We start from the raw sequence: 19,073 nt of genomic DNA, 5'->3' as shown, positions 1-19,073 counted from the left end.
ATGTAAGCAGGTTGAAAATAATAAAATTAGAATTATCGAGGCTCAACAATCAGTTTGATCGCTGTTCTTTCTTCACCATCGATAAGAATGTCAGTAAAGGCAGGAATGCATATTAAATCTACTCCGCTTGGTGCAACAAATCCCCTTGCAATTGCGACCGCCTTTACCGCCTGATTCAGCGCTCCAGCACCTATCGCCTGAATTTCCGCTGCACCGCGTTCTCGCAAAACTCCAGCTAATGCTCCCGCTACTGAATTCGGATTTGATTTTGCTGAAACTTTTAAAATTTCCATTTCTGCTCCCCCTTAAATTTACAATGGATAAGTGAGTGTTCATTAGAACAATCATTATTAGATGTTACTATTTTTGAAAATCCATCCCCAAAATGCTTTTCAAAAATAGCAGGATACCTTCCATTTTTACTATATTCACGATAGAGGGCGCATATTCCTTCTTTCTCATTAATATTTTTCTGAAATAAATATGTGAATTTTTATTCAAAGAAAATATGGTCATCATTAATCAAAATTCGATCAATTTTGACAGCTTTTTTCGACTGTTCGTCAATTTCTACTATCACTGCACTCAAAGTTGTGCGGCCATCCGCAATTTCAAATCGAACTGGTAGACTTGTTTTAAAACGTTTTATAATGGTTTCTCTGTCCACACCTAAAATCCCATCATAAGGACCTGTCATACCAACATCAGAAATATAGGCCGTCCCTTTTGGTAGCACTCGATTGTCCGCTGTTTGAACATGGGTATGTGTTCCTACAACACACGATGCTCGACCATCCGTATACCACCCCATTGCTTGCTTTTCACTTGTTGCTTCCGCATGAAAATCAATAAAAATGTATGGTGTTCGCTTCATAGCCTCAGCAATCAATTCATCTACTTTTTGAAAAGGGCAATCAATTGGTGGTAAAAAGGTACGGCCTTGCAAGTTGATCACAGCCAGTTCTTTTCCTTGCTTCTTCAAAAAAGTTAGTCCTTTTCCAGGTGTACCCTCTGGGAAGTTGGCAGGACGTACAATATTCGCAGCATCGTCAATAAATTCAAAGATTTCTCTTTTATCCCATGTGTGATTCCCCATGGTCAATACGTCTGCTCCTGATTGTAATAGTTCGCGATAAATCTTTTCTGTAAGTCCTTTTCCATGTGCCGCATTTTCTCCATTGACAATGGTAAAGTGCGGCTGATACTTTTTCTTTAATTTTGGCAAGTATTCTTTTAAGGTCTCCCTACCAGGTGAACCTACAATATCTCCAACAAATAAAATTTTCATGTAGTCTGAGATCCTTTCTTTCGTAAATTAACGTCTTCTAAGTGTTGCACATTTACATAAAAAAATAAAGCGGCGCTAAGCGCACCGCTCTATTTTGCATACTCTACTGCGCGAGTTTCTCGAATGACCGTAACCTTAATGTGGCCAGGGTAATCAAGCTCGTCCTCAATTCGCTTGCGAATATCTCTTGCTAGACGATGAGCCTCAAGATCATTAATGGAATCAGGCTTCACCATAATTCGCACTTCACGTCCTGCTTGTATCGCAAACGATTTTTCAACACCTTCATAAGATTCAGAGATATCTTCTAATTTCTCAAGTCTCCGAATGTAATTTTCAAGTGTTTCACTTCTTGCACCTGGGCGAGCCGCAGACAATGCATCAGCTGCTGCTACAAGAACAGCAATAATAGATGTCGGCTCTTGGTCACCATGGTGAGATGCAATACTGTTAATCACAACAGGATGTTCTTTATATTTCGTCGCAAGCTCAACACCGATTTCGACGTGGCTTCCTTCGACTTCATGGTCAATGGCTTTTCCGATGTCATGCAGGAGACCTGCACGTTTTGCAAGTTTCGCATCTTCTCCAAGCTCTGAAGCCATGAGACCTGCTAAATACGCAACTTCCATAGAGTGCTTCAAGACATTTTGTCCATAACTTGTACGGAATTTCAAACGACCGAGAATTTTGATTAGATCCGGATGTAGGCCATGAACACCTACTTCAAAAGTAGTTTGTTCACCCATTTCACGAATATAATCATCTACTTCACGGCGAGATTTCTCTACCATTTCTTCAATTCGTGCAGGATGAATGCGGCCATCCTGGACTAGCTTATCGAGAGCTATCCTTGCTGTTTCGCGTCTAATCGGATCAAAGCCCGATAGGATAACAGCTTCAGGCGTATCATCAATGATGAGGTCAATCCCCGTTAATGTTTCTAGTGTACGGATATTTCGTCCTTCACGTCCGATAATACGACCTTTCATCTCATCATTTGGAAGATTGACTACCGATACCGTTGTTTCAGCTACATGATCAGCCGCACAACGCTGTAACGCAAGTGAAAGAATGTTTTTTGCTTTTTTATCAGCCTCTTCTTTCGCTCGGTTTTCAGTTTCTTTCGTCATGATTGCAATGTCGTGGGAAAGCTCATTTTCAACCTGATCCAGAATGATTTGCTTCGCTTCATCACGGGTTAGACTAGAAATACGCTCTAGCTCCGCTTTCTGCAAACGAATCATATCATCCACTTTGCTTTCCATCTCTTCAATATGTTGTTGTCGTTCATGCAGAGAATGATCTTTCTTCTCCAACAGGGATTCCCGTTTATCTAAAGATTCGTCCTTGCGATCAAGATTTTCCTCTTTTTGCAGTAAACGGTTTTCTTGTCTTTGAAGCTCATTACGTCTTTCACGAACTTCTTGCTCAGCCTCTACACGAAACGAATGAATTTCATCTTTCGCTTCCAAGAGTGCTTCTTTTTTCAATGCTTCCGCATCACGCTTTGCATCTTCAACAATTTGTTCGGCCATGTTTCTTGCGCCGGATATTTTTGCTTCTGCAATGGTTTTACGAACAAAGTAGCCAACAACTAAACAGATTAGGCTCAGCAAAATGGAGATGATTGTAAACATCGTAGGCGACATATTTTCACCTCCTCTTGCTATGAACTTGGTTTTACTAAATTAAAGTGTCGGCATGTACATTGTCTTTTGTCTCAACATACAGGGCCTTCACAGGGAATGAGAACCTCACTGCCCTTGTCAAGTTTTAATTAGTTATCAATCATGTTAAGAAAAACAAGTGATACATTTCCATTGTAATTGTGTCAGAAATACTTGTCAAGCTAGTCAGGCTGAGGCGTAAGTCGTTATCTGAAGCAAACCCATATCTTTTGTCATGATGGCTGTCATGTAATTGTAAAAAAAAGACGCTTTTCAGCGTCTTTTTAGTCAGTTAACTCCATTTCTTCTTGAGCTTCTTCAGTTGATTTAACTCCATTTGTATCCAAACCATAGTGCTCTCTGATCTGTTCTTGGATCATAAGAAGGATATCTTTGTTTTCTTTCAAGAACTGCTTGGCATTTTCTCGACCTTGTCCAAGACGTTCTTCTTGATATGAATACCAAGCGCCACTCTTTTGAACAATATCTAGTTCGCTTCCAAGATCAATGATTTCGCCTTCTTTGGAAATTCCTTCTCCGTACATAATGTCTACTTCTGCTATACGGAATGGCGGAGCTACTTTGTTTTTAACGACTTTGATTCTTGTTTTGTTCCCCATAATATCGTTACCTTGTTTAAGCTGCTCAGCACGACGAACTTCTAAACGAACAGAAGAATAAAATTTGAGTGCGCGTCCACCAGGAGTTGTTTCTGGGTTTCCGAACATAACGCCCACTTTTTCACGAATTTGGTTGATAAATATAGCAATTGTTTTTGATTTGTTAATCGCACCAGAAAGTTTACGTAGTGCTTGTGACATCAGACGCGCTTGAAGACCTACATGTGAATCTCCCATGTCCCCTTCAATTTCTGCCTTAGGAACAAGTGCGGCAACAGAGTCAATAACAACAATATCAACTGCGCCACTGCGTACAAGTGCTTCAGCAATTTCAAGTGCTTGTTCTCCAGTATCAGGCTGTGATAGAAGTAGTTCATCGATGTTTACACCTAGATTTTGAGCATAAACAGGATCTAGTGCGTGCTCTGCATCAATAAATGCCGCTTGTCCTCCCTGCTGCTGAACTTCAGCAATTGCATGAAGAGCAACTGTTGTTTTACCAGAGCTTTCTGGACCGTAAACTTCGATAATACGTCCACGCGGATATCCGCCTATTCCTAGTGCCGTATCAAGTGCTAATGAACCACTTGGCACTGTTGAAATACGTGTATCTGTTCGCTCTCCTAGTTTCATAATAGAGCCTTTACCAAACTGTTTTTCTATTTGTTTAAGAGCCATATCTAAGGCTGCTTGACGATCACTCATTCTATTGTTTCCTCCTTTATCAATTCCACTATCTATACTATACCTTGTTTAAAGTCATTTGCCAAGAAAAAATCGAACACATATTCGGATTTTTTCTTGGCAGAAAATCTTAGAAAATACTATTTTCTATTAGAAGAAAATAGATTATATAAAGGAGCAAACCGGCTAAAAATCAAAATTAGCTTTCTTTTAATAATTTGAGCAAATGATGGCAGCCATACTTAACAGCTCGTTTGCGAATACCTGACCTGCTTCCTGCAAACATGAATTCATAGACCTCTGTGCTTTCTTTTGTTGAAAGGCCAATAAATACTTTGCCAGCAGGATGTCCTTCTTGCGTATCAGGTCCAGCCACTCCTGTAAAACTAATGCCAATATCGCTACCTATTAGCGTCCTCGCACCCTCGGCTAGTTCCAAGGCACATTGTCTGCTGACAGCACCATATGTAGAAAGCGTTTCTTCCTTGCAACCAAGCACACGCTGTTTGATTTCATTTGTATAGCAGACGACACTTCCTTTAAAAATGGATGTCGCCCCACTTACATCTGTAAGCCATTCAGAAAAAAGACCACCTGTCAGACTTTCAGCTGCAGCCACTGTTCGTTTGTCTTCGTGAAGCGCTTTTGATAGCTCTTTAACTAACGAAGTGTCATCATATCCGTAAAAGTATTTACCAACACGCTTTAAAATTCTTGTTTCTGTTTCTTTTAAAAGACGTGTTGTTTCCTCTTCATCAGCATGTTTTGCAGTTAATCTTAGTGTAACTTCACCATCAGCCGCAAGAGGTGCGATTGTTGGATTTGTCTGCGCATCGATCAAATCTTCAAGATCCGTTTCAAGTTGAGATTCACCGATACCGAAGAAGCGTAGGACAACTGAAACGATTTTTTCATTTGAACCAAGCTTCTCTAAAATAAGCGGTTTGGCTTCATTTTCAAACATCGGATGCAGCTCACTAGGCGGACCAGGAAGAAGCATATAAAATGTATCGTCTTGATTGATAAACATGCCGGGAGCCATACCAAAGCGGTTAACGAGTACATCAGAGCCTTCAAGTACAAGCGCCTGCTTCCGATTGTTCGGTGACATGGTGCGGTCTGTTTTTTTGAAATAGTCTTCAATCGATTCAAAAGCTTCCTCGTTTAAGATAAGCTCTTTTCCAAGGGTGCTTGCAATCGTTTCTTTTGTTAGATCGTCTTTTGTTGGTCCAAGACCACCAGAAAAGATGATCAAGTTTGATCTCTCTTGTGCGATACGAATCGCCTGTTTTAAACGCTCTGGATTGTCACCAACTGCTGTATGGAAATAAACATTTACCCCCATTTCAGCTAGCTGTTTGCTGATGAATTGTGCATTCGTATTCGTAATTTGCCCTAGCAAAAGTTCTGAACCGACTGCAATGATCTCTGCTTTTCTCTCTGACTTCAAAGCGTTCACGTCCCTTTTAGTTTGAATTCTTTAGTGCTTCCCAGTTTTTCACAAAATAATCCCATCCTGATACAACTGTGAAGAATACAGCCACCCACATCGCAAGATCACCGAATGGGAATGAAACGAGTTCAAACGGTAAATTGTGCAAAAGAAGTGCTGAAATGGCAATGATTTGTGCCCAAGTCTTTACTTTTCCAAGCATATTTGCCGCCACAACTTCTCCCGTTCCTGCAAGTACAAGACGAAGACCGGTCACAGCAAACTCGCGACTTATGATCACGATCGCCATCCATGCAGGTGTGAGGTGATAATGAACAAGTATAATCAACGCCGCAGAAACAAGCAATTTATCTGCAAGTGGGTCAAGGAATTTCCCGAAATTTGTAACAAGATTTAGCTTACGTGCATAATAGCCATCCACCCAATCTGTTGTAGAGGCGACAATAAACAAAATCGCTCCCACTAGGTGCGTGACTTCAATACTCACAGTGCCAAAACGTATCATACCCCAATCAAAAGGTGCTAACATAATGATCATAAAGATAGGGATCATTGCGATCCTTGAAAGTGTAATTTTATTTGGTAAGTTAAACATTAAAAATCCTCCAATAAACAAATTTTATGTATATGTGTGAACAAAAGAAAAGTCATCTACTTGCTTAAGATGACTTTTCCTTCTCTTTATTCACAATCACAATGTTCTGTGTCATTGTGTTTTTTGGATCAATTTCGTACTTGAGCGTTTCATCATTGATTTTTATGACAATCCCTGTGGCGTTTCCAAGACGAATATCCACTTGCGACAGATCGGAAATATCGGTTTTATAAGACTCTCCATCTTTTAACTCGCCAAGTTTTAGAACTTCTCCAGACTGATCCCTTACACGTAACCAAGAGGCTTGAGTCGCAGAAACTTCTAACTCCAGCTCGCTAGCTCCAGCTACTTCATAGGTTGTAGTAGAACCTTCTGTCTTTGTCGCTTTGATGGAGATAGCTTCATCTTCTTTTGTTGAGTCGTCTTTTTGAGCCTCATCTTTTTTCTTGCTTGAGGCTGCTTTTTCTTTTTTCTTTTGATCTTTTGCAAGTGACGAATCTTCTGACACTTCATATTTCGTTTCAGATTGCGCTGGCACCTTCTGAGCGTTTTTTTGTCCACTATCGTTATTAACTGCTTGGACAATTACGTAAATGATGGCAATGACAACAAGTATACCCGCAATCACTAATACAGTAGGCAATAGCTCTAATGCTTTTGATGCTGGCTTTGGAAGCTCTCTTTGTGGCTTAATATTGGACAATTTATCTGAAGCCTCATCATTGTATGTGCTTGGCACATCCTTACGATATTCTTCAAATAGTTGTTCAGCATTCAGTCCAACGGCTTCGGCATACTGTTTAATAAACGCTCTAACGTAAAATTTCCCTGGAATGATGTCATAGTTCCCTTGTTCGATTGCTTGCAAATAGCGCTTTTGGATTTTAGTAGCCGTCTGAAGGTCATCCAGCGACACCCCTTTTTCCTCTCTGGCTTCTATGAGCCGTTTTCCTAATTCAGTCAAAACAAACACCTACCATTAGCATATTAAAAGTCGAAACCTGAAAAACCAGAATGATCAAACACTTGTGGTTCTTCAGCATGTTCATATGTAATCTCTTCACCTGCATTATTACGCAGTTCAATAATATAGTCGAAATCATCCATTGTATATTCTGAGTTTTGAATAAAAATATCTGGGTGCTCAACCACTTTCGTTGCTGGCAATCTCATAATTTCACGAAGAAGCTGCAAATGTTTTTCAGAACCTCTTCTTGTTGAGACAATTCCATCAATAATGAATACGTTATCTGGGCTATATTCGTCCGCAATTAATTGACTGCGAATGGTTTGTTTTAAAAGTGTAGATGAGACAAAAAGCCATCTTTTACTCGCACAAACACTGGAAGCTACAATTGACTCTGTTTTTCCAACACGTGGCATTCCACGAATCCCTATCAGCTTATGGCCTTCTTTTTTAAATAGCTCTGCCATAAAATCAACAAGAAGACCGAGCTCGTCCCTTTCAAATCGGAACGTCTTTTTATCATCTGCATCTCGCTGAATGTATCTCCCATGACGAACAGCCAAACGATCACGTAGCTTTGGCTCTCTCAGCTTTGTTACTTTTATCGTTTCCATTGTGTTTAAAATGGATTCAAGGCGCTTAATCTGATCAGTGTTATCGCAGCGAAGCAACATACCACGTCTTGAGATATCCACACCATTAATTGTGACAATATTTATAGAAAGCATCCCCATTAAAGAAGAAATATCTCCTAAAAGTCCAGGACGGTTTACTTGTATCTCATATTCAAAATACCATTCGAACTTTGCCAAATGATATTACCCCCTTCATTGTGGCAAATTTTTACCTTCCTTTATCATAAAGCATTTTCTCTTAATTAGAAAGCACAATGTTGCCAAACAGCTAAAATAAAAAGAGAGGCTCACGTCCCCTCTTTTTTGTTAGTGCGAGCTATTATTTTCAACAAGCTTGACCATTATATTTGCAATCGCACGCTGCTCATCTTCCGAGGCAACGCTCCAAAGGTCTGCAAGTACTTTTTCCTGCTCGTTTTTCGACTCTACTTCATTGGCAAGATAACCCCCAATTTCATACGCAAGGTTTGAGATTGTATCATCGGACAACCCTTTATCTTGTGCATGGTTTAGACGGTCACCTAAGAAGTTTTTCCAATGATCCCAGTTTTCAAGTACGGACATGTCGAATCCTCCATTCGAAAAAGATGAGTTACAGCCATAGCTTTTGTCAAGAAGGAACGAATTATACACGCTTTTTTAACAGTACCAGCCACCATTGACTGACAAAATTTGTCCAGTAATGTATGTGGATTGGTTTGAGTTAAGAAAATAGATAGCATCTGCAATTTCATAAGGACTTGCAAGCCTTCCCATCGGAATCTCATCTTCCATCATTTCAATATCTTCTATAGAGAAATGGGTCATCATATTTGTTTTCACTGCTCCAGGTGAAACCGCATTTGCTCTAATCCCACTTGGTGCAAGCTCTTTCGCAAGTCCTTTAATAAAAGCATTTTGCGCACCTTTCACCATACTGTAAAGCACTTCACAAGATGCGCCTGCTTCTCCCCAAATCGAACTAACCACTACAATTGAACCGGATTTTTTTTGGATCATTGCCGGAAGGAGCAATTGTGTAAGTAAGTATGGGCTAGATACGTGAAGCTGCACCATTTCAGTGAGAGTCTCTTGCTCCGTGTCAGTCATGAGACCAAAGTGGCTTCGTCCGCTATTTAAAATGAGCACATCAGGTGAAACAGATAGCTTGTGAAAAAGTTCAGTGGCGCCATTCAGAGCTGATAAATCTGCCTGCACAATATTGGTTTGTACCTGATACGTCTGGTTTAAATACTTTGACAGCTTGTTCGCAGCTTGTTCATTTTGATGATAATGCAAAATCAAATGGTAACCTTCTTGGGCAAGTTTTTTTGCTGTTGCTTGCCCAATACCACCACTGGCACCAGTAATAAGCGCCCACTTACTCATAATTGTTCCTTCTTTCTTTATATTAGTGATTATTCTTTTCGTTTAAATGGGAACCAGTTCGCTGAACCAAACATACGTACCATAACAGGTACAAATAATGGTAGAACAATGAGAGCATATAGCAAAAGCCCCGTTAAAACAAGCGTCGCAATTTGAAGCAGTGACAAAACGCCAGAAGGAAGCATTGCTGCAAACGTCCCTGCCAAAATAACAGCAGCAGACATAATGACTGAGCCCATATTTTTCATTGATTCAGTCATCGCCATTTGAATATCTCTCGTTTTATATTCATTAAAACGCTCCATCAGGAAAATCGAGTAATCGACACCAAGTGCCATCAAGATGACGAAGCCAAAGAACGGCACTGCCCAGTTAATACCTGGATAGCCAAAGAAGTTGGTGAAAATAAATTCGGTTACCCCAATTGCTGTAAAGTAAGTCAAGATGAGAGAAGCCACTAAATAAAGCGGCATCACAATGGAACGAAACAGCAAGACTAAAATTAGAAAAATCCCGATCATCATATAAAAAACTGTTTTGTTAAAGTCCTGATCAGATAGCTGCTTTAAATCAGTATTCATACTAGATACACCTGACACGCCAAAAGAAACATCGTCTAAGTTGGTTTCAGGCAGGACACGTTTCACCGAAGCTTCTACAGCTTTAATCGTTGACATTGCTTCATTGCCATATGGATTTTTTTCTAAAATGACATCGATTGTTGTGATTTTTCTATTGTCAGACATGTAGGAATCAAACACTTGATTGAATGCTTTGTTCTTTAGAACTTCTTTTGGGATAAACCAGCCTGCCATATCTTGATCAGGTGCATTCTTTAATTGGTCTAGATAATCTCCAGCACCCATTAAACCACTGGAGATTTTCTCGAGTCCTTCGACACTTACATTTAGACCGTCTGACAACTTGATGAGTTCATCTCCAAAACCTTCGACTTTTCCCTTCATTTGTTTTTGGCCATCAATCACTTTACCTGCCCCATTTTCAAGTTCAGGCAAATGATCCGCAAGTTGTTTTTGACCTTTGGAGGTTCGATCCAAGCCTTTTTCAATTTTGTCTAGACCATTAATCAGTTGATCTATTTTATTTGTATAAACTTTTTGCTGCTGTGAGGCTTTTGCAATAAATGTATCGGCAGCTTCAAGCTGTTTTTTCGCTTCCTTTGCTTGTTTGGCATAGCTATCTGCTTGTGCCGAACCTGCTTTTAAAGCGGCAGCAAGCTCTGAATAAGACGCTTTAATTGCCTGATAAGATTCGTTTTGTTTCACTTCTGGAAGCTGCTGCTCAAGGGTTTTAAATTGATTGGTTGTTTGATTCAGCAGTGTCTTCACATCTTCTGTTGCAGATTGTGTATTGTCCACTTGGGATAAAGCGGCTTTCAATTCTTTAGAGATGTTTTTATAAAGGCTGATATATTGATTTAACTGATCGACTTGGGAGATCAGTTCGCTTTTTGCAGCTTGAATTTGTTTTTTCGCCTCAGCTACACCTTGTTTGCTCTGATCAGTTCCCTTTTGTAACTCTCTTAGGTTTTTCTCCACATCACTAATTCCAGATTTAATGGATTCAGTTCCGGTAATCAGCTGATTAATCCCTTTGCCAGATGATTTGATTTGTGGTGTTTGATCTTCTATTGATTTACTTGCTTTTGCAAGTCCATCCTTGATTTTATTTAATCCTTCGCTCCCAGATTCTAGCCCCTTGTTTAGCTCCTTTGCCTGTGTTTTGACATAGAGATCACTGAGGCCCTTTCCGACTGGGCGAGTAGCGCTTCGTACTTTGCTGACACCCTCTGTTTGCTCAATGGCTCGACTTAATTTCTCAATGGCAATGAGCCCTTCGTTTGTATCAAGAGCATCACTTGATTTCACAACGACTGTTGCTGGCAATGATTCACCAGGACCAAATTTATCTGAAATAGTATTAAACGCACTCACAGATTCGTATTTGTTGCCAATTTCATCAAGACTGTTGTAGGAAAGTGTCCCTTTATACATAAGGATAGGAGGAACTGTGATGATTCCGACAATTATTAAACTAAAGAGTGGTTTTTTGAACGAAAAGCGTCCGGCAGCTTCCCACACTTTCGATTGCGGGTGTCCAATATCTCCTTTGATTGGCCAAAAAAGGACTTTTCCTAGAACTGCCATGAAAAATGGCACAATTGTCAGTAATGCCACAATTAACACGGCAACACCGACAGCAACGGCAACAGCCGATTTATAAAGCTGGAACTGAGCAAGACCGATACATGTAAAACCAATTAAAACAGCAATTCCACTAAATAAAACTGTTTTTCCTGCTGTTTTATACGTAGTGATAATGGCTTCAATTTTATCCTTGCCATGAGCAAGTTCTTCTTTAAACCTACTTAATAGCAAAATGCAATAGTCTGTTCCTATGCCAAACATGATGGCAACCATAAAAATTTGTGTGAAGGTGGATAATGGAAAATCCATATATTTCACTAGATATGCCACAATTGACTGACTGACAAGATATGATAGTGCCACAGCTACCAATGGAACAAATGGAGCAACAGCAGATCTAAACACTAAAATTAAAACAATTAAAATAAAAGCAATTGTAATATACTCTGTCTTTTTTAAGCCTTCTTGAGAGCTAGCGAGAACATCCTCGTCAATGAGCGACTGACCGGTCATTTCATAACTCAGGTTTAAGCTCTTTAGTTTTTCATTTACTTTTTCTTTAAAGTCAATGGCTTTAATTTTATTCGAGTCGTATGTAACTGGAACAAGTAAGGTTGTTTTATCCTTTGATAAAAGCTGTTTTTGGATATCCTTATCTGCTTCAAAATAAGAGGTGATATCTTTAACATGTAGAGCTGGGTCACCTTCTAAGATGTCCAATGCTTTTTTTAATAAGACTTCTTGATTTTTGACGAGTTGTTGACCTTGAAAAACGATCACCACTGATTTTTGAGTATCACCATCTTCAGACATTTGCTTTAGCAAGTTATTTGCATATGAAGAGGGATACCCTTCTGGAACTGAAATCTGCCCTTTTTCCTTTGTTAAGTCTGCCATGCTAGGCGCTGACATAAGTAAGACGGCTGCTAGCACGATCCATAATGCAGAAATTAACCATCTACCCTTTATAATGGCTCTCATTTGAATGTTGTGCCTCCTCTTCGATGATCATTTGATATAATTTTTCATACGTATGAATAAACGATTCGATTTCATGTTCTTCAAATTTCATGAAATATGAGCGAACAAGATCTTGGAGCTGTTTTTCCATCCGGCTTACTACTTCTTTTCCCTTTGAAGTGGTAAATAAATGAACGTTTCTGCGATCTGCTTGATCGTGCTGCCGAATCATATAGTTTTTATTAAAGAGCCTGTTTGTCATTGACGTTACAGCACTTTTATTAACATTGCATTCCATTGCAAGATCTGTTGATGTACATCCAGGATTTAAATTGATATATCTAAGCGAGTAATACTGATCAAGTGTGAGTTCTTTGTCTAATTTTTCTGAAATTAAGCTTGAGACTTTTCTTTCCACCATTAAATAGACATCTGCATACCTTTGAATTAATAGTGCAATTTTATGCTGTTCCATACGCTGCTCCTTTTTAGTTTAAGTGTTGAACTATTAAAGAGTTTAACTAATAACCGAGACAACTGTCAATTATTTCACTTATAAAAAAACAGAATTTTTTCATCATGATCTTCCTTTCGTCACAAATTCTCCTTCGTAGTGTTTGTAATCACAAAAAGACAAACTCCTTTTTGCGGAGTTTGTCTTTAAATTGTGAAACGCGTAGTTGATTATTTAGGTACCACCTTACAAACTGACATTCGATCCTCGCTCATTTCTTCTTCCAGAATTTGCTGTATATCGCCTAGTGTCAATTGTTCAAGTACGGTTACGACATCAAATAAGCTCATATCCAAAAAGGCATATCTTGTGAACTGGTTTGCGATGTATTCTGGTGAATTCATCGCTTTTAAAAAGCTACCGATCTTTTTCTTTCTCGCTAGTTCAATCTTATCTTCAGAAATTGTACGTTTTGCATTGAGTAGCGTTTGTTTTATTTCATTCGCCAGCGCATCTGGTTGATCTGTATCTCCACCAACGGATGTGAATCCAAATCCACCTTCTTCTGTATAATCATAGTTGAATGTTTCATCAATCATTCCGTTTTCATACATCCGTTCATATTGTACAGAGCTTTTGCCAAACAGGGCTTCTAATATTAAATTCATCCCAAGCTCATGCTTTAAGAGCTGTTTCCCAGTTTTATACGGATTTTTGGTTTTTAAGCCAACAAGACATTTTGACCCTTGTACATTCATTTTCATTTCAAATTCTTTTCGGTACACTTGGTCAGGTTCTTTTACTTCTTTTCGTTTAATGTCTGGTTGATCTGTAAATGGCTTTTTCGCTTGGTTTTCTCTCACTTGGTCTAAGATTCTTTGAGGGTCAACTGGGCCAACAATAAAGAGTAACATATTACTTGGATGATAAAACGTTTCATAGCATTCATATAGATGATCCTTTGTAATAGGTGCAATACTCTCAACTGTTCCAGCGATGTCAATTTTCACAGGATGTTCTTGATAGAGATTTTCGATTAACCCAAAAAACAATCGCCAGTCTGGATTGTCATCGTACATATTGATCTCTTGCCCAATAATGCCTTTTTCTTTTTCAACAGTTTTTTCAGTAAAATATGGTTCCTGTACAAAGTCAATAAGTGTTTCAAGATTTTGTTCGACATTGGCAGTGCTTGAGAAAAGATAGGCTGTTCTTGTAAATGTTGTAAACGCATTCGCAGATGCCCCTTGTTTACTAAATGTATGAAATACATCACCATCTTCTTTTTCAAAAAGCTTATGCTCTAGGAAATGGGCAATGCCATCAGGTACACGAACCATGTCCTGTTTGCCAAGTGGGACGAACTCATTGTCGACAGACCCATATTTTGTTGTAAAGGTAGCGTATGTTTTGTTAAATCCATGCTTCGGAAGCACATACACTTCAAGTCCACTTTTCATTTTTTCATGGTAAACCTTTTCCTGGAGCTGATCGAATTCAATTACTTTTGCTGTCATGAAACGCCCTCCGTTCCTTTAAGAAAATAGGTCGTGTCCCATTCGATTTTTTGACCGACTGCAATGATGTCCTCTTTTGTTACACGTTCAATCGCTTCTAAAAATGAATCTAATGATTCATCGGATTGTGAAACAGCATATTGGTATAAATACTCAGCAGTTCCGTGGGACGTATCAATTGTTTCAAGTAGTTGATTTTTCACAACGGCTTTTGTTTGTTCAATGGCTTCTTCAGTAAAATCACCTTTTTGCATGGCATCAAATTGTTCTTTAATAATATCGACAGCCTTCTGATAATTAGCGACCTCAATCCCAGACATGACCATCATTAGCCCTTTAAAGCTTTCTAGTCTTGAAACAGCATAATAAGCTAAGCTCGCTTTCTCACGTACATTAATAAATAGCTTTGAATGAGAAAAACCGCCAAATAGACCATTAAACACATGCAGAGCAGGGTAATCAACATCAGAAATCGTTGTATTTGTGCGGAAGCCAATGTTTAACTTCCCTTGCTTAACGTCTTCTTCATCAATGATTTCTTTCGGCTCTGTTTTTTGTCTGTCAGCACTCGCCACCTTTTTCACCGGGGCTCTGTCCTTTGTTTGAAAATAGCGAGAGACGATGTCTTCTATTTCTTGTTCATCTACATCTCCAACAACATATAAGTCCAGTTGATCTTCATTGAGCGCATGCTGATAAGCTGCAAAAAGGGTTTCAGGCGTCATACCTTCAATATCTTCCATCTCACCATTCACGTGAAGGGCATATGGTTCATTTTTGCACATTTCCTGTACGAGCCTTAGGTTAGAATAGCGCATTTTATCATCGTATACTGCTTGAATACGCTGCTTTAATGTTCTTTTTTCTTGATCAACATATAATTTGCTAAATACACCATTTTCAAGATAGGGCTTAAATAACAGCTCAGCTAGTAGTGTAATGCCCTTTTCTAAAAGCGGTGTTTGATCTTTTAAATATTTTTCATTGGCGATCTCTAGACGAAATGTAATGACGTGATTTTCACCTTTTTTCGTCATGTCAGCTGATACAGAAGCGCCATATAATTCATCAAAATATGCCTGAAGCTCTCCTGTCTTTGGCATATTCTCTGTTCCTCTTAGCAGGACATGTGGGAAGAGAGAACGCATGGTTACATCATCTTTTGACAGTGGTGCAAGTAATTTAAATAGAACAGTCACTGTTTTAAATTTTTCTGTTCTGACAATATGTGTGTTCAGACCTGATGTCTTGAATGTCTTCTCTTGTAAGTATGTCATGAGAAACCTCCTTTGTTCATCCTATTTATTATGTATTAGAACATAGCTGATATATACGTCATTCAGCTATTTAATAGACATTATATCAATCAGAGGAAAGGATAGGAAATAAAAACGCCTCTACCAAGGGTAGAGACGCTTATGATTATTTTCTCATGAACGGCCACCAATTCCACTTTCCAAAAATGCGAACCATGACTGGAATAAAGAGCGGTAAAACAATGAAAGCGTATAATAATAGTCCGATGAGTACAACGGTTGCAATCTCAACAAGTGACAATACACCTGATGGCAACATCGCAGCAAACGTGCCAGCTAAAATGGCGACTGCTGAAATAATAACAGACCCCATATTTCTCATAGCGGATATCATTGCAGCTTGTACGTGTTCACCTTTCCATTCATTAAAACGATCCATGAGGAAGATGGAGTAGTCAATACCAAGGGTCACGAGGATGACAAAACTGAAAAATGGAACAGCCCAGCTCACACCATCATAACCGAAGAAAGTTTTGAAAATCCATTCCGTTATTCCTATGGCTGTAAAATACGTCAAAATAAGTGATAGTGTTAAGTAAACCGGCATAACGATTGAACGTAATAATATAATTAAAATTAAGAAGATTCCAATTAACATAAAAACAACGGTTCGAGTAAAATCGCTGTCAGAGTTTTCTTTTAAATCAACGTTTAAGCTTGATATACCTGAAACTCCGTAGCTTGCGTTTTTCAATCCGCTTGTCGGCAAGTACTGATCCAGCATTTCTTCAATCTTCGCAACACCTTTCATCGCCTCATTGCTGTATGGATTTACATTTAAGACGACTTCAAATGTTGTCAATTTACGATCAGAAGACATATATGTGTTAAAAATGCGATGAAACTCCTGACGATTCAATACTTCTTTTGGAATAAACCAGCCTGTAACTTCTTCATCTGGTGCGTTTTGCAATTGCTTCAAATAATCATCAGCCTCCGCAAATCCGCTCTTCACTTGTTCAAGTCCATTAATGCTTTGATCTAAGCCATCTGTTAACAGCATTAGTTTAGATGAGAATTGGCTGAACCCGTCTTTTAATGTTTTTTGCCCAGCTGCTAATTGATCTGCCCCATCCTCAATCTTCGGCATCTCCTTCACAAGTTGTTTCTGTCCTTTGTTCGTTTGATCAAGCCCGTCGTATATTTGATCAAGACCTGTCATCAGTGCTTGTATTTGCTGTTTGATTTCTTTTTGTTTACTTGAAATGGATACGATGACTTGGTCAGCATTAGCTAGATTTTTTTCAAGAATAGCTGCTTCATTTTCATATAAACTAATTTCTTGGGATACTTGGTCAATGACCAGTTTTGTTTCATTAAAGGTATTTTTTATTTCCTTATATTCTTCCATGTCTTTTAATTGTGGGATATCTGCTTCCAAGCTTTCAAACGGAAGATTGCCATAAGATTTTTTTGCGTTTTTTAACGTTTCTATCAATTTTTTGTTTGATTCGGTACTGCGTTGAAGCGTGTTGACCATCGCTTTAAACTCGTTTAGCATCGTTTGACTGCTTTCATATTCACGTTCAAGCTCCACTTTTGCATTTTTAATTTTTTTACGAATGGTATCGACGCCATCTTTGCTGCGATTTACACCATCTTCAAGGGCAACAAGTGACTCTTTGACTTCACCAATGCCACTTTTTATTGCTTTTGTGCCATTTATGAGTCTATCAATCCCTTTAGTTGATTCCTTAATTTTAGGCTTCTGCTTGATAATCGCTTGATTGGTTTCATTTAGTCCATCGGATATTTTGCCAATTCCATGATGACCTTTCCCTAGCTCACCACCAAGCTCTTTGGCCTGAGATGTCACGTATAACTGGCTTAGACCATCTCCAACTGGCCTTGTGACACTACGAACTGATTTGACTTCTTTAATGTCATTTAACTTGCGGCTTAATTTCTCAATAATGATGATATATTTCTGATTATCTAGCTTTGCATCGTTTTGGATGATGACATTTAGCGGTAGTGCTTCTCCTTCTCCAAATTGAGCTGAAATCGTTTCAAATGCTCGAACCGATTCATATTTTGTACCGATTTCATTTAGGCTGTTATAGGAAAGCGTTCCATCATACATCAGAATAGGCGGTATTGTTATCAATCCAACTACCCCAAGACTTAAAAGTGGTCTCTTAAATGTAATTCTACCGGCAAATTCCCATACTTTGCTTTGGGGATGACTGATATTTTCTCGTTTTGACGGCCAGAATAATGATTTCCCAAAGATCGACATAAAAAACGGGACAATGGTTAGAAGGGCAATAAGTAAAACCCCTACCCCGACTGCGACACTAACAGCCGATTGATAAAGCTGAAACTTGGCAAATCCAATACTTGAGAAGCCGACTAATACAGCTAGTCCACTGAATAGTACAGTTTTTCCAGCAGATTTGTAGGTGATGATGATTGATTCTTGTACATCGCGCCCATGCCCTAACTCCTCTTTAAAACGGCTTAAGAGAAGAATGCAATAGTCTGTTCCAATACCGAACATAATGGCTACCATAAAGATTTGAGTGAAGTTTGATAGAGGAAAATCAGCAAATTCTACAAGAAAAGCCACTATGGACCGACTTACTGCATACGAAATGCCAATCGTCAAAAGTGGTACAACAGGTGATAAAATAGATCTGAACACAATTATTAAAATAAAGAAAATAAAAACAATCGTTATAAGTTCAGTTTTCTTCAGACCTTGTTGAGAGCTTTTAATCACATCTGCATCCACGAATTTTTGACCTGTCATTTCAAATGAGACATCGTAAGGCTTTAAGACTTCCTCAATGTCCTCTTTCACCCTCACTGCTTTTTTTTCGTTGTGATCGAATTTGAATGGCACGAGAAGGGTGCTTTTATCTTTTGATAAAAGTTGTTTTTGAATATCCGGATCTTCATTGAAATAAGAAGTAATTCCGTTAATGTGGAGTGTCGGGGCATGCTCAATGAGTGTTGCTAAAGCCTCTTTCAGCTCCTTCTCTTTTGCGGGAAATAGTTTTTTTTCGGAGAAGACGATAACACCAGTGTCTTTTTTACCACCATTATCTGATAATTTATCCAATAAATGTAACGCATCAGCTGTAGGTGTCCCCTCCGGAACCTTCAATTGCCCTTTTTCTCTCGTTAATTCCTCTAAATCGGGCGCAGAAATAAACAGGATGACTGCTGTCATTATCCACACCACTAATACAATCCATCTTGCTTTAATTATTTGCAACATAGCTGCTTCAGGCTCCTTCTAATTCTTAAATCTCCTCTGTTTCATGAGCGTGTATGAAGGTGATGGCTGCGACTCCTTTTTCGTGCTAATGGCATGATGACATATTCACTTTTCTTTCGTGTTTTGAAGAAGTACAGATATAATAAAATGAATCA

The 19,073-nt window shown here is 38.9% G+C and carries 15 protein-coding genes; all 15 read right to left on the bottom strand.

What is annotated here, in order from left to right; translation table 11 throughout:
• Positions 1-32: 32 nt before the first annotated feature.
• The 15 genes from spoVS to ACQKEZ_RS14270 all read right to left on the bottom strand — a co-directional run bounded on the left by spoVS (position 33) and on the right by ACQKEZ_RS14270 (position 18,918).
• Positions 33-293, bottom strand: coding sequence for a stage V sporulation protein SpoVS (spoVS, locus tag ACQKEZ_RS14340; protein WP_003211281.1), 261 nt, complete (start codon positions 291-293; stop codon positions 33-35).
• A gap of 200 nt (positions 294-493) precedes the next feature.
• Positions 494-1,288 (bottom strand): TIGR00282 family metallophosphoesterase, encoded by a 795-nt coding sequence (locus tag ACQKEZ_RS14335; RefSeq protein ID WP_427301804.1) that lies wholly within the window; start codon positions 1,286-1,288, stop codon positions 494-496.
• A gap of 89 nt (positions 1,289-1,377) precedes the next feature.
• The gene (gene rny, locus ACQKEZ_RS14330; RefSeq protein ID WP_427301802.1) at positions 1,378-2,940 is read right to left on the bottom strand and encodes a ribonuclease Y; all 1,563 of its coding nucleotides are present in this window, start codon (positions 2,938-2,940) and stop codon (positions 1,378-1,380) included.
• A gap of 302 nt (positions 2,941-3,242) precedes the next feature.
• Positions 3,243-4,283, bottom strand: coding sequence for a recombinase RecA (gene recA / locus ACQKEZ_RS14325; RefSeq protein WP_427301800.1), 1,041 nt, complete (start codon positions 4,281-4,283; stop codon positions 3,243-3,245).
• A 178-nt stretch (positions 4,284-4,461) separates the two neighbouring features.
• Positions 4,462-5,712: a competence/damage-inducible protein A gene (locus ACQKEZ_RS14320; RefSeq protein WP_427301798.1), complete on the bottom strand. Its 1,251-nt coding sequence runs from the start codon at positions 5,710-5,712 to the stop codon at positions 4,462-4,464.
• Between the two features lie 16 nt (positions 5,713-5,728).
• The gene (gene pgsA, locus ACQKEZ_RS14315) at positions 5,729-6,310 is read right to left on the bottom strand and encodes a CDP-diacylglycerol--glycerol-3-phosphate 3-phosphatidyltransferase (RefSeq protein WP_427301796.1); all 582 of its coding nucleotides are present in this window, start codon (positions 6,308-6,310) and stop codon (positions 5,729-5,731) included.
• A 64-nt stretch (positions 6,311-6,374) separates the two neighbouring features.
• On the bottom strand, positions 6,375-7,274 hold the full coding sequence (locus ACQKEZ_RS14310) for a helix-turn-helix domain-containing protein (protein ID WP_427301794.1): 900 nt from the start codon (positions 7,272-7,274) through the stop codon (positions 6,375-6,377).
• Positions 7,275-7,297: 23 nt separating this feature from the next.
• Positions 7,298-8,089 carry a DUF3388 domain-containing protein gene (locus tag ACQKEZ_RS14305; protein WP_427301792.1) on the bottom strand — a complete coding sequence of 264 codons (792 nt, stop codon included), beginning with the start codon at positions 8,087-8,089 and terminating at the stop codon, positions 7,298-7,300.
• 129 nt (positions 8,090-8,218) lie between these two features.
• A complete protein-coding gene (locus ACQKEZ_RS14300) occupies positions 8,219-8,476 on the bottom strand; it encodes a DUF3243 domain-containing protein (protein ID WP_427301790.1) in 258 nt (85 codons plus the stop codon).
• Between the two features lie 75 nt (positions 8,477-8,551).
• Entirely contained in the window at positions 8,552-9,280 is a 729-nt protein-coding gene (gene ymfI, locus ACQKEZ_RS14295; RefSeq protein WP_427301788.1) for an elongation factor P 5-aminopentanone reductase, read from the bottom strand.
• A gap of 29 nt (positions 9,281-9,309) precedes the next feature.
• Positions 9,310-12,429: an MMPL family transporter gene (locus ACQKEZ_RS14290; RefSeq protein ID WP_427301786.1), complete on the bottom strand. Its 3,120-nt coding sequence runs from the start codon at positions 12,427-12,429 to the stop codon at positions 9,310-9,312.
• Positions 12,407-12,883, bottom strand: a complete 477-nt coding sequence (locus ACQKEZ_RS14285; protein ID WP_427301785.1) for a MarR family winged helix-turn-helix transcriptional regulator — start codon at positions 12,881-12,883, stop codon at positions 12,407-12,409. The genes ACQKEZ_RS14290 and ACQKEZ_RS14285 overlap by 23 nt, the downstream gene beginning before the upstream one ends.
• A 209-nt stretch (positions 12,884-13,092) precedes the next feature.
• A complete protein-coding gene (gene yfmH / locus ACQKEZ_RS14280; RefSeq protein WP_427301783.1) occupies positions 13,093-14,379 on the bottom strand; it encodes an EF-P 5-aminopentanol modification-associated protein YfmH in 1,287 nt (428 codons plus the stop codon).
• Complete coding sequence (gene yfmF, locus ACQKEZ_RS14275; protein ID WP_427301781.1) at positions 14,376-15,656, bottom strand: EF-P 5-aminopentanol modification-associated protein YfmF; 1,281 nt, start codon at positions 15,654-15,656, stop codon at positions 14,376-14,378. Before yfmF ends, yfmH begins: the two co-directional genes overlap by 4 nt.
• A 145-nt stretch (positions 15,657-15,801) precedes the next feature.
• Positions 15,802-18,918 carry an MMPL family transporter gene (locus ACQKEZ_RS14270; RefSeq protein WP_427301779.1) on the bottom strand — a complete coding sequence of 1,039 codons (3,117 nt, stop codon included), beginning with the start codon at positions 18,916-18,918 and terminating at the stop codon, positions 15,802-15,804.
• Positions 18,919-19,073 lie beyond the last annotated feature (155 nt).

Source organism: Bacillus sp. NPDC077027, from assembly GCF_050269555.1.
GTDB lineage: Bacteria > Bacillota > Bacilli > Bacillales > Bacillaceae > Bacillus.
Note: the sequence above shows the minus strand (reverse complement) of the source record. Positions and strands in the feature narration are given on the sequence as shown.

Bases quoted from the DNA above. Each gene is read 5' to 3' on its own strand.
- ACQKEZ_RS14300 (WP_427301790.1), bottom strand. From the start codon at position 8,476: ATGTCCGTACTTGAAAACTGGGATCATTGGAAAAACTTCTTAGGTGAC.
- ACQKEZ_RS14270 (WP_427301779.1), bottom strand. From the start codon at position 18,918: ATGTTGCAAATAATTAAAGCAAGATGGATTGTATTAGTGGTGTGGATA.
- recA (WP_427301800.1), bottom strand. From the start codon at position 4,283: ATGAGTGATCGTCAAGCAGCCTTAGATATGGCTCTTAAACAAATAGAA.
- ACQKEZ_RS14335 (WP_427301804.1), bottom strand. From the start codon at position 1,288: ATGAAAATTTTATTTGTTGGAGATATTGTAGGTTCACCTGGTAGGGAG.
- yfmF (WP_427301781.1), bottom strand. From the start codon at position 15,656: ATGACATACTTACAAGAGAAGACATTCAAGACATCAGGTCTGAACACA.
- yfmH (WP_427301783.1), bottom strand. From the start codon at position 14,379: ATGACAGCAAAAGTAATTGAATTCGATCAGCTCCAGGAAAAGGTTTAC.
- ymfI (WP_427301788.1), bottom strand. From the start codon at position 9,280: ATGAGTAAGTGGGCGCTTATTACTGGTGCCAGTGGTGGTATTGGGCAA.
- ACQKEZ_RS14285 (WP_427301785.1), bottom strand. From the start codon at position 12,883: ATGGAACAGCATAAAATTGCACTATTAATTCAAAGGTATGCAGATGTC.
- rny (WP_427301802.1), bottom strand. From the start codon at position 2,940: ATGTCGCCTACGATGTTTACAATCATCTCCATTTTGCTGAGCCTAATC.
- ACQKEZ_RS14290 (WP_427301786.1), bottom strand. From the start codon at position 12,429: ATGAGAGCCATTATAAAGGGTAGATGGTTAATTTCTGCATTATGGATC.
- spoVS (WP_003211281.1), bottom strand. From the start codon at position 293: ATGGAAATTTTAAAAGTTTCAGCAAAATCAAATCCGAATTCAGTAGCG.
- pgsA (WP_427301796.1), bottom strand. From the start codon at position 6,310: ATGTTTAACTTACCAAATAAAATTACACTTTCAAGGATCGCAATGATC.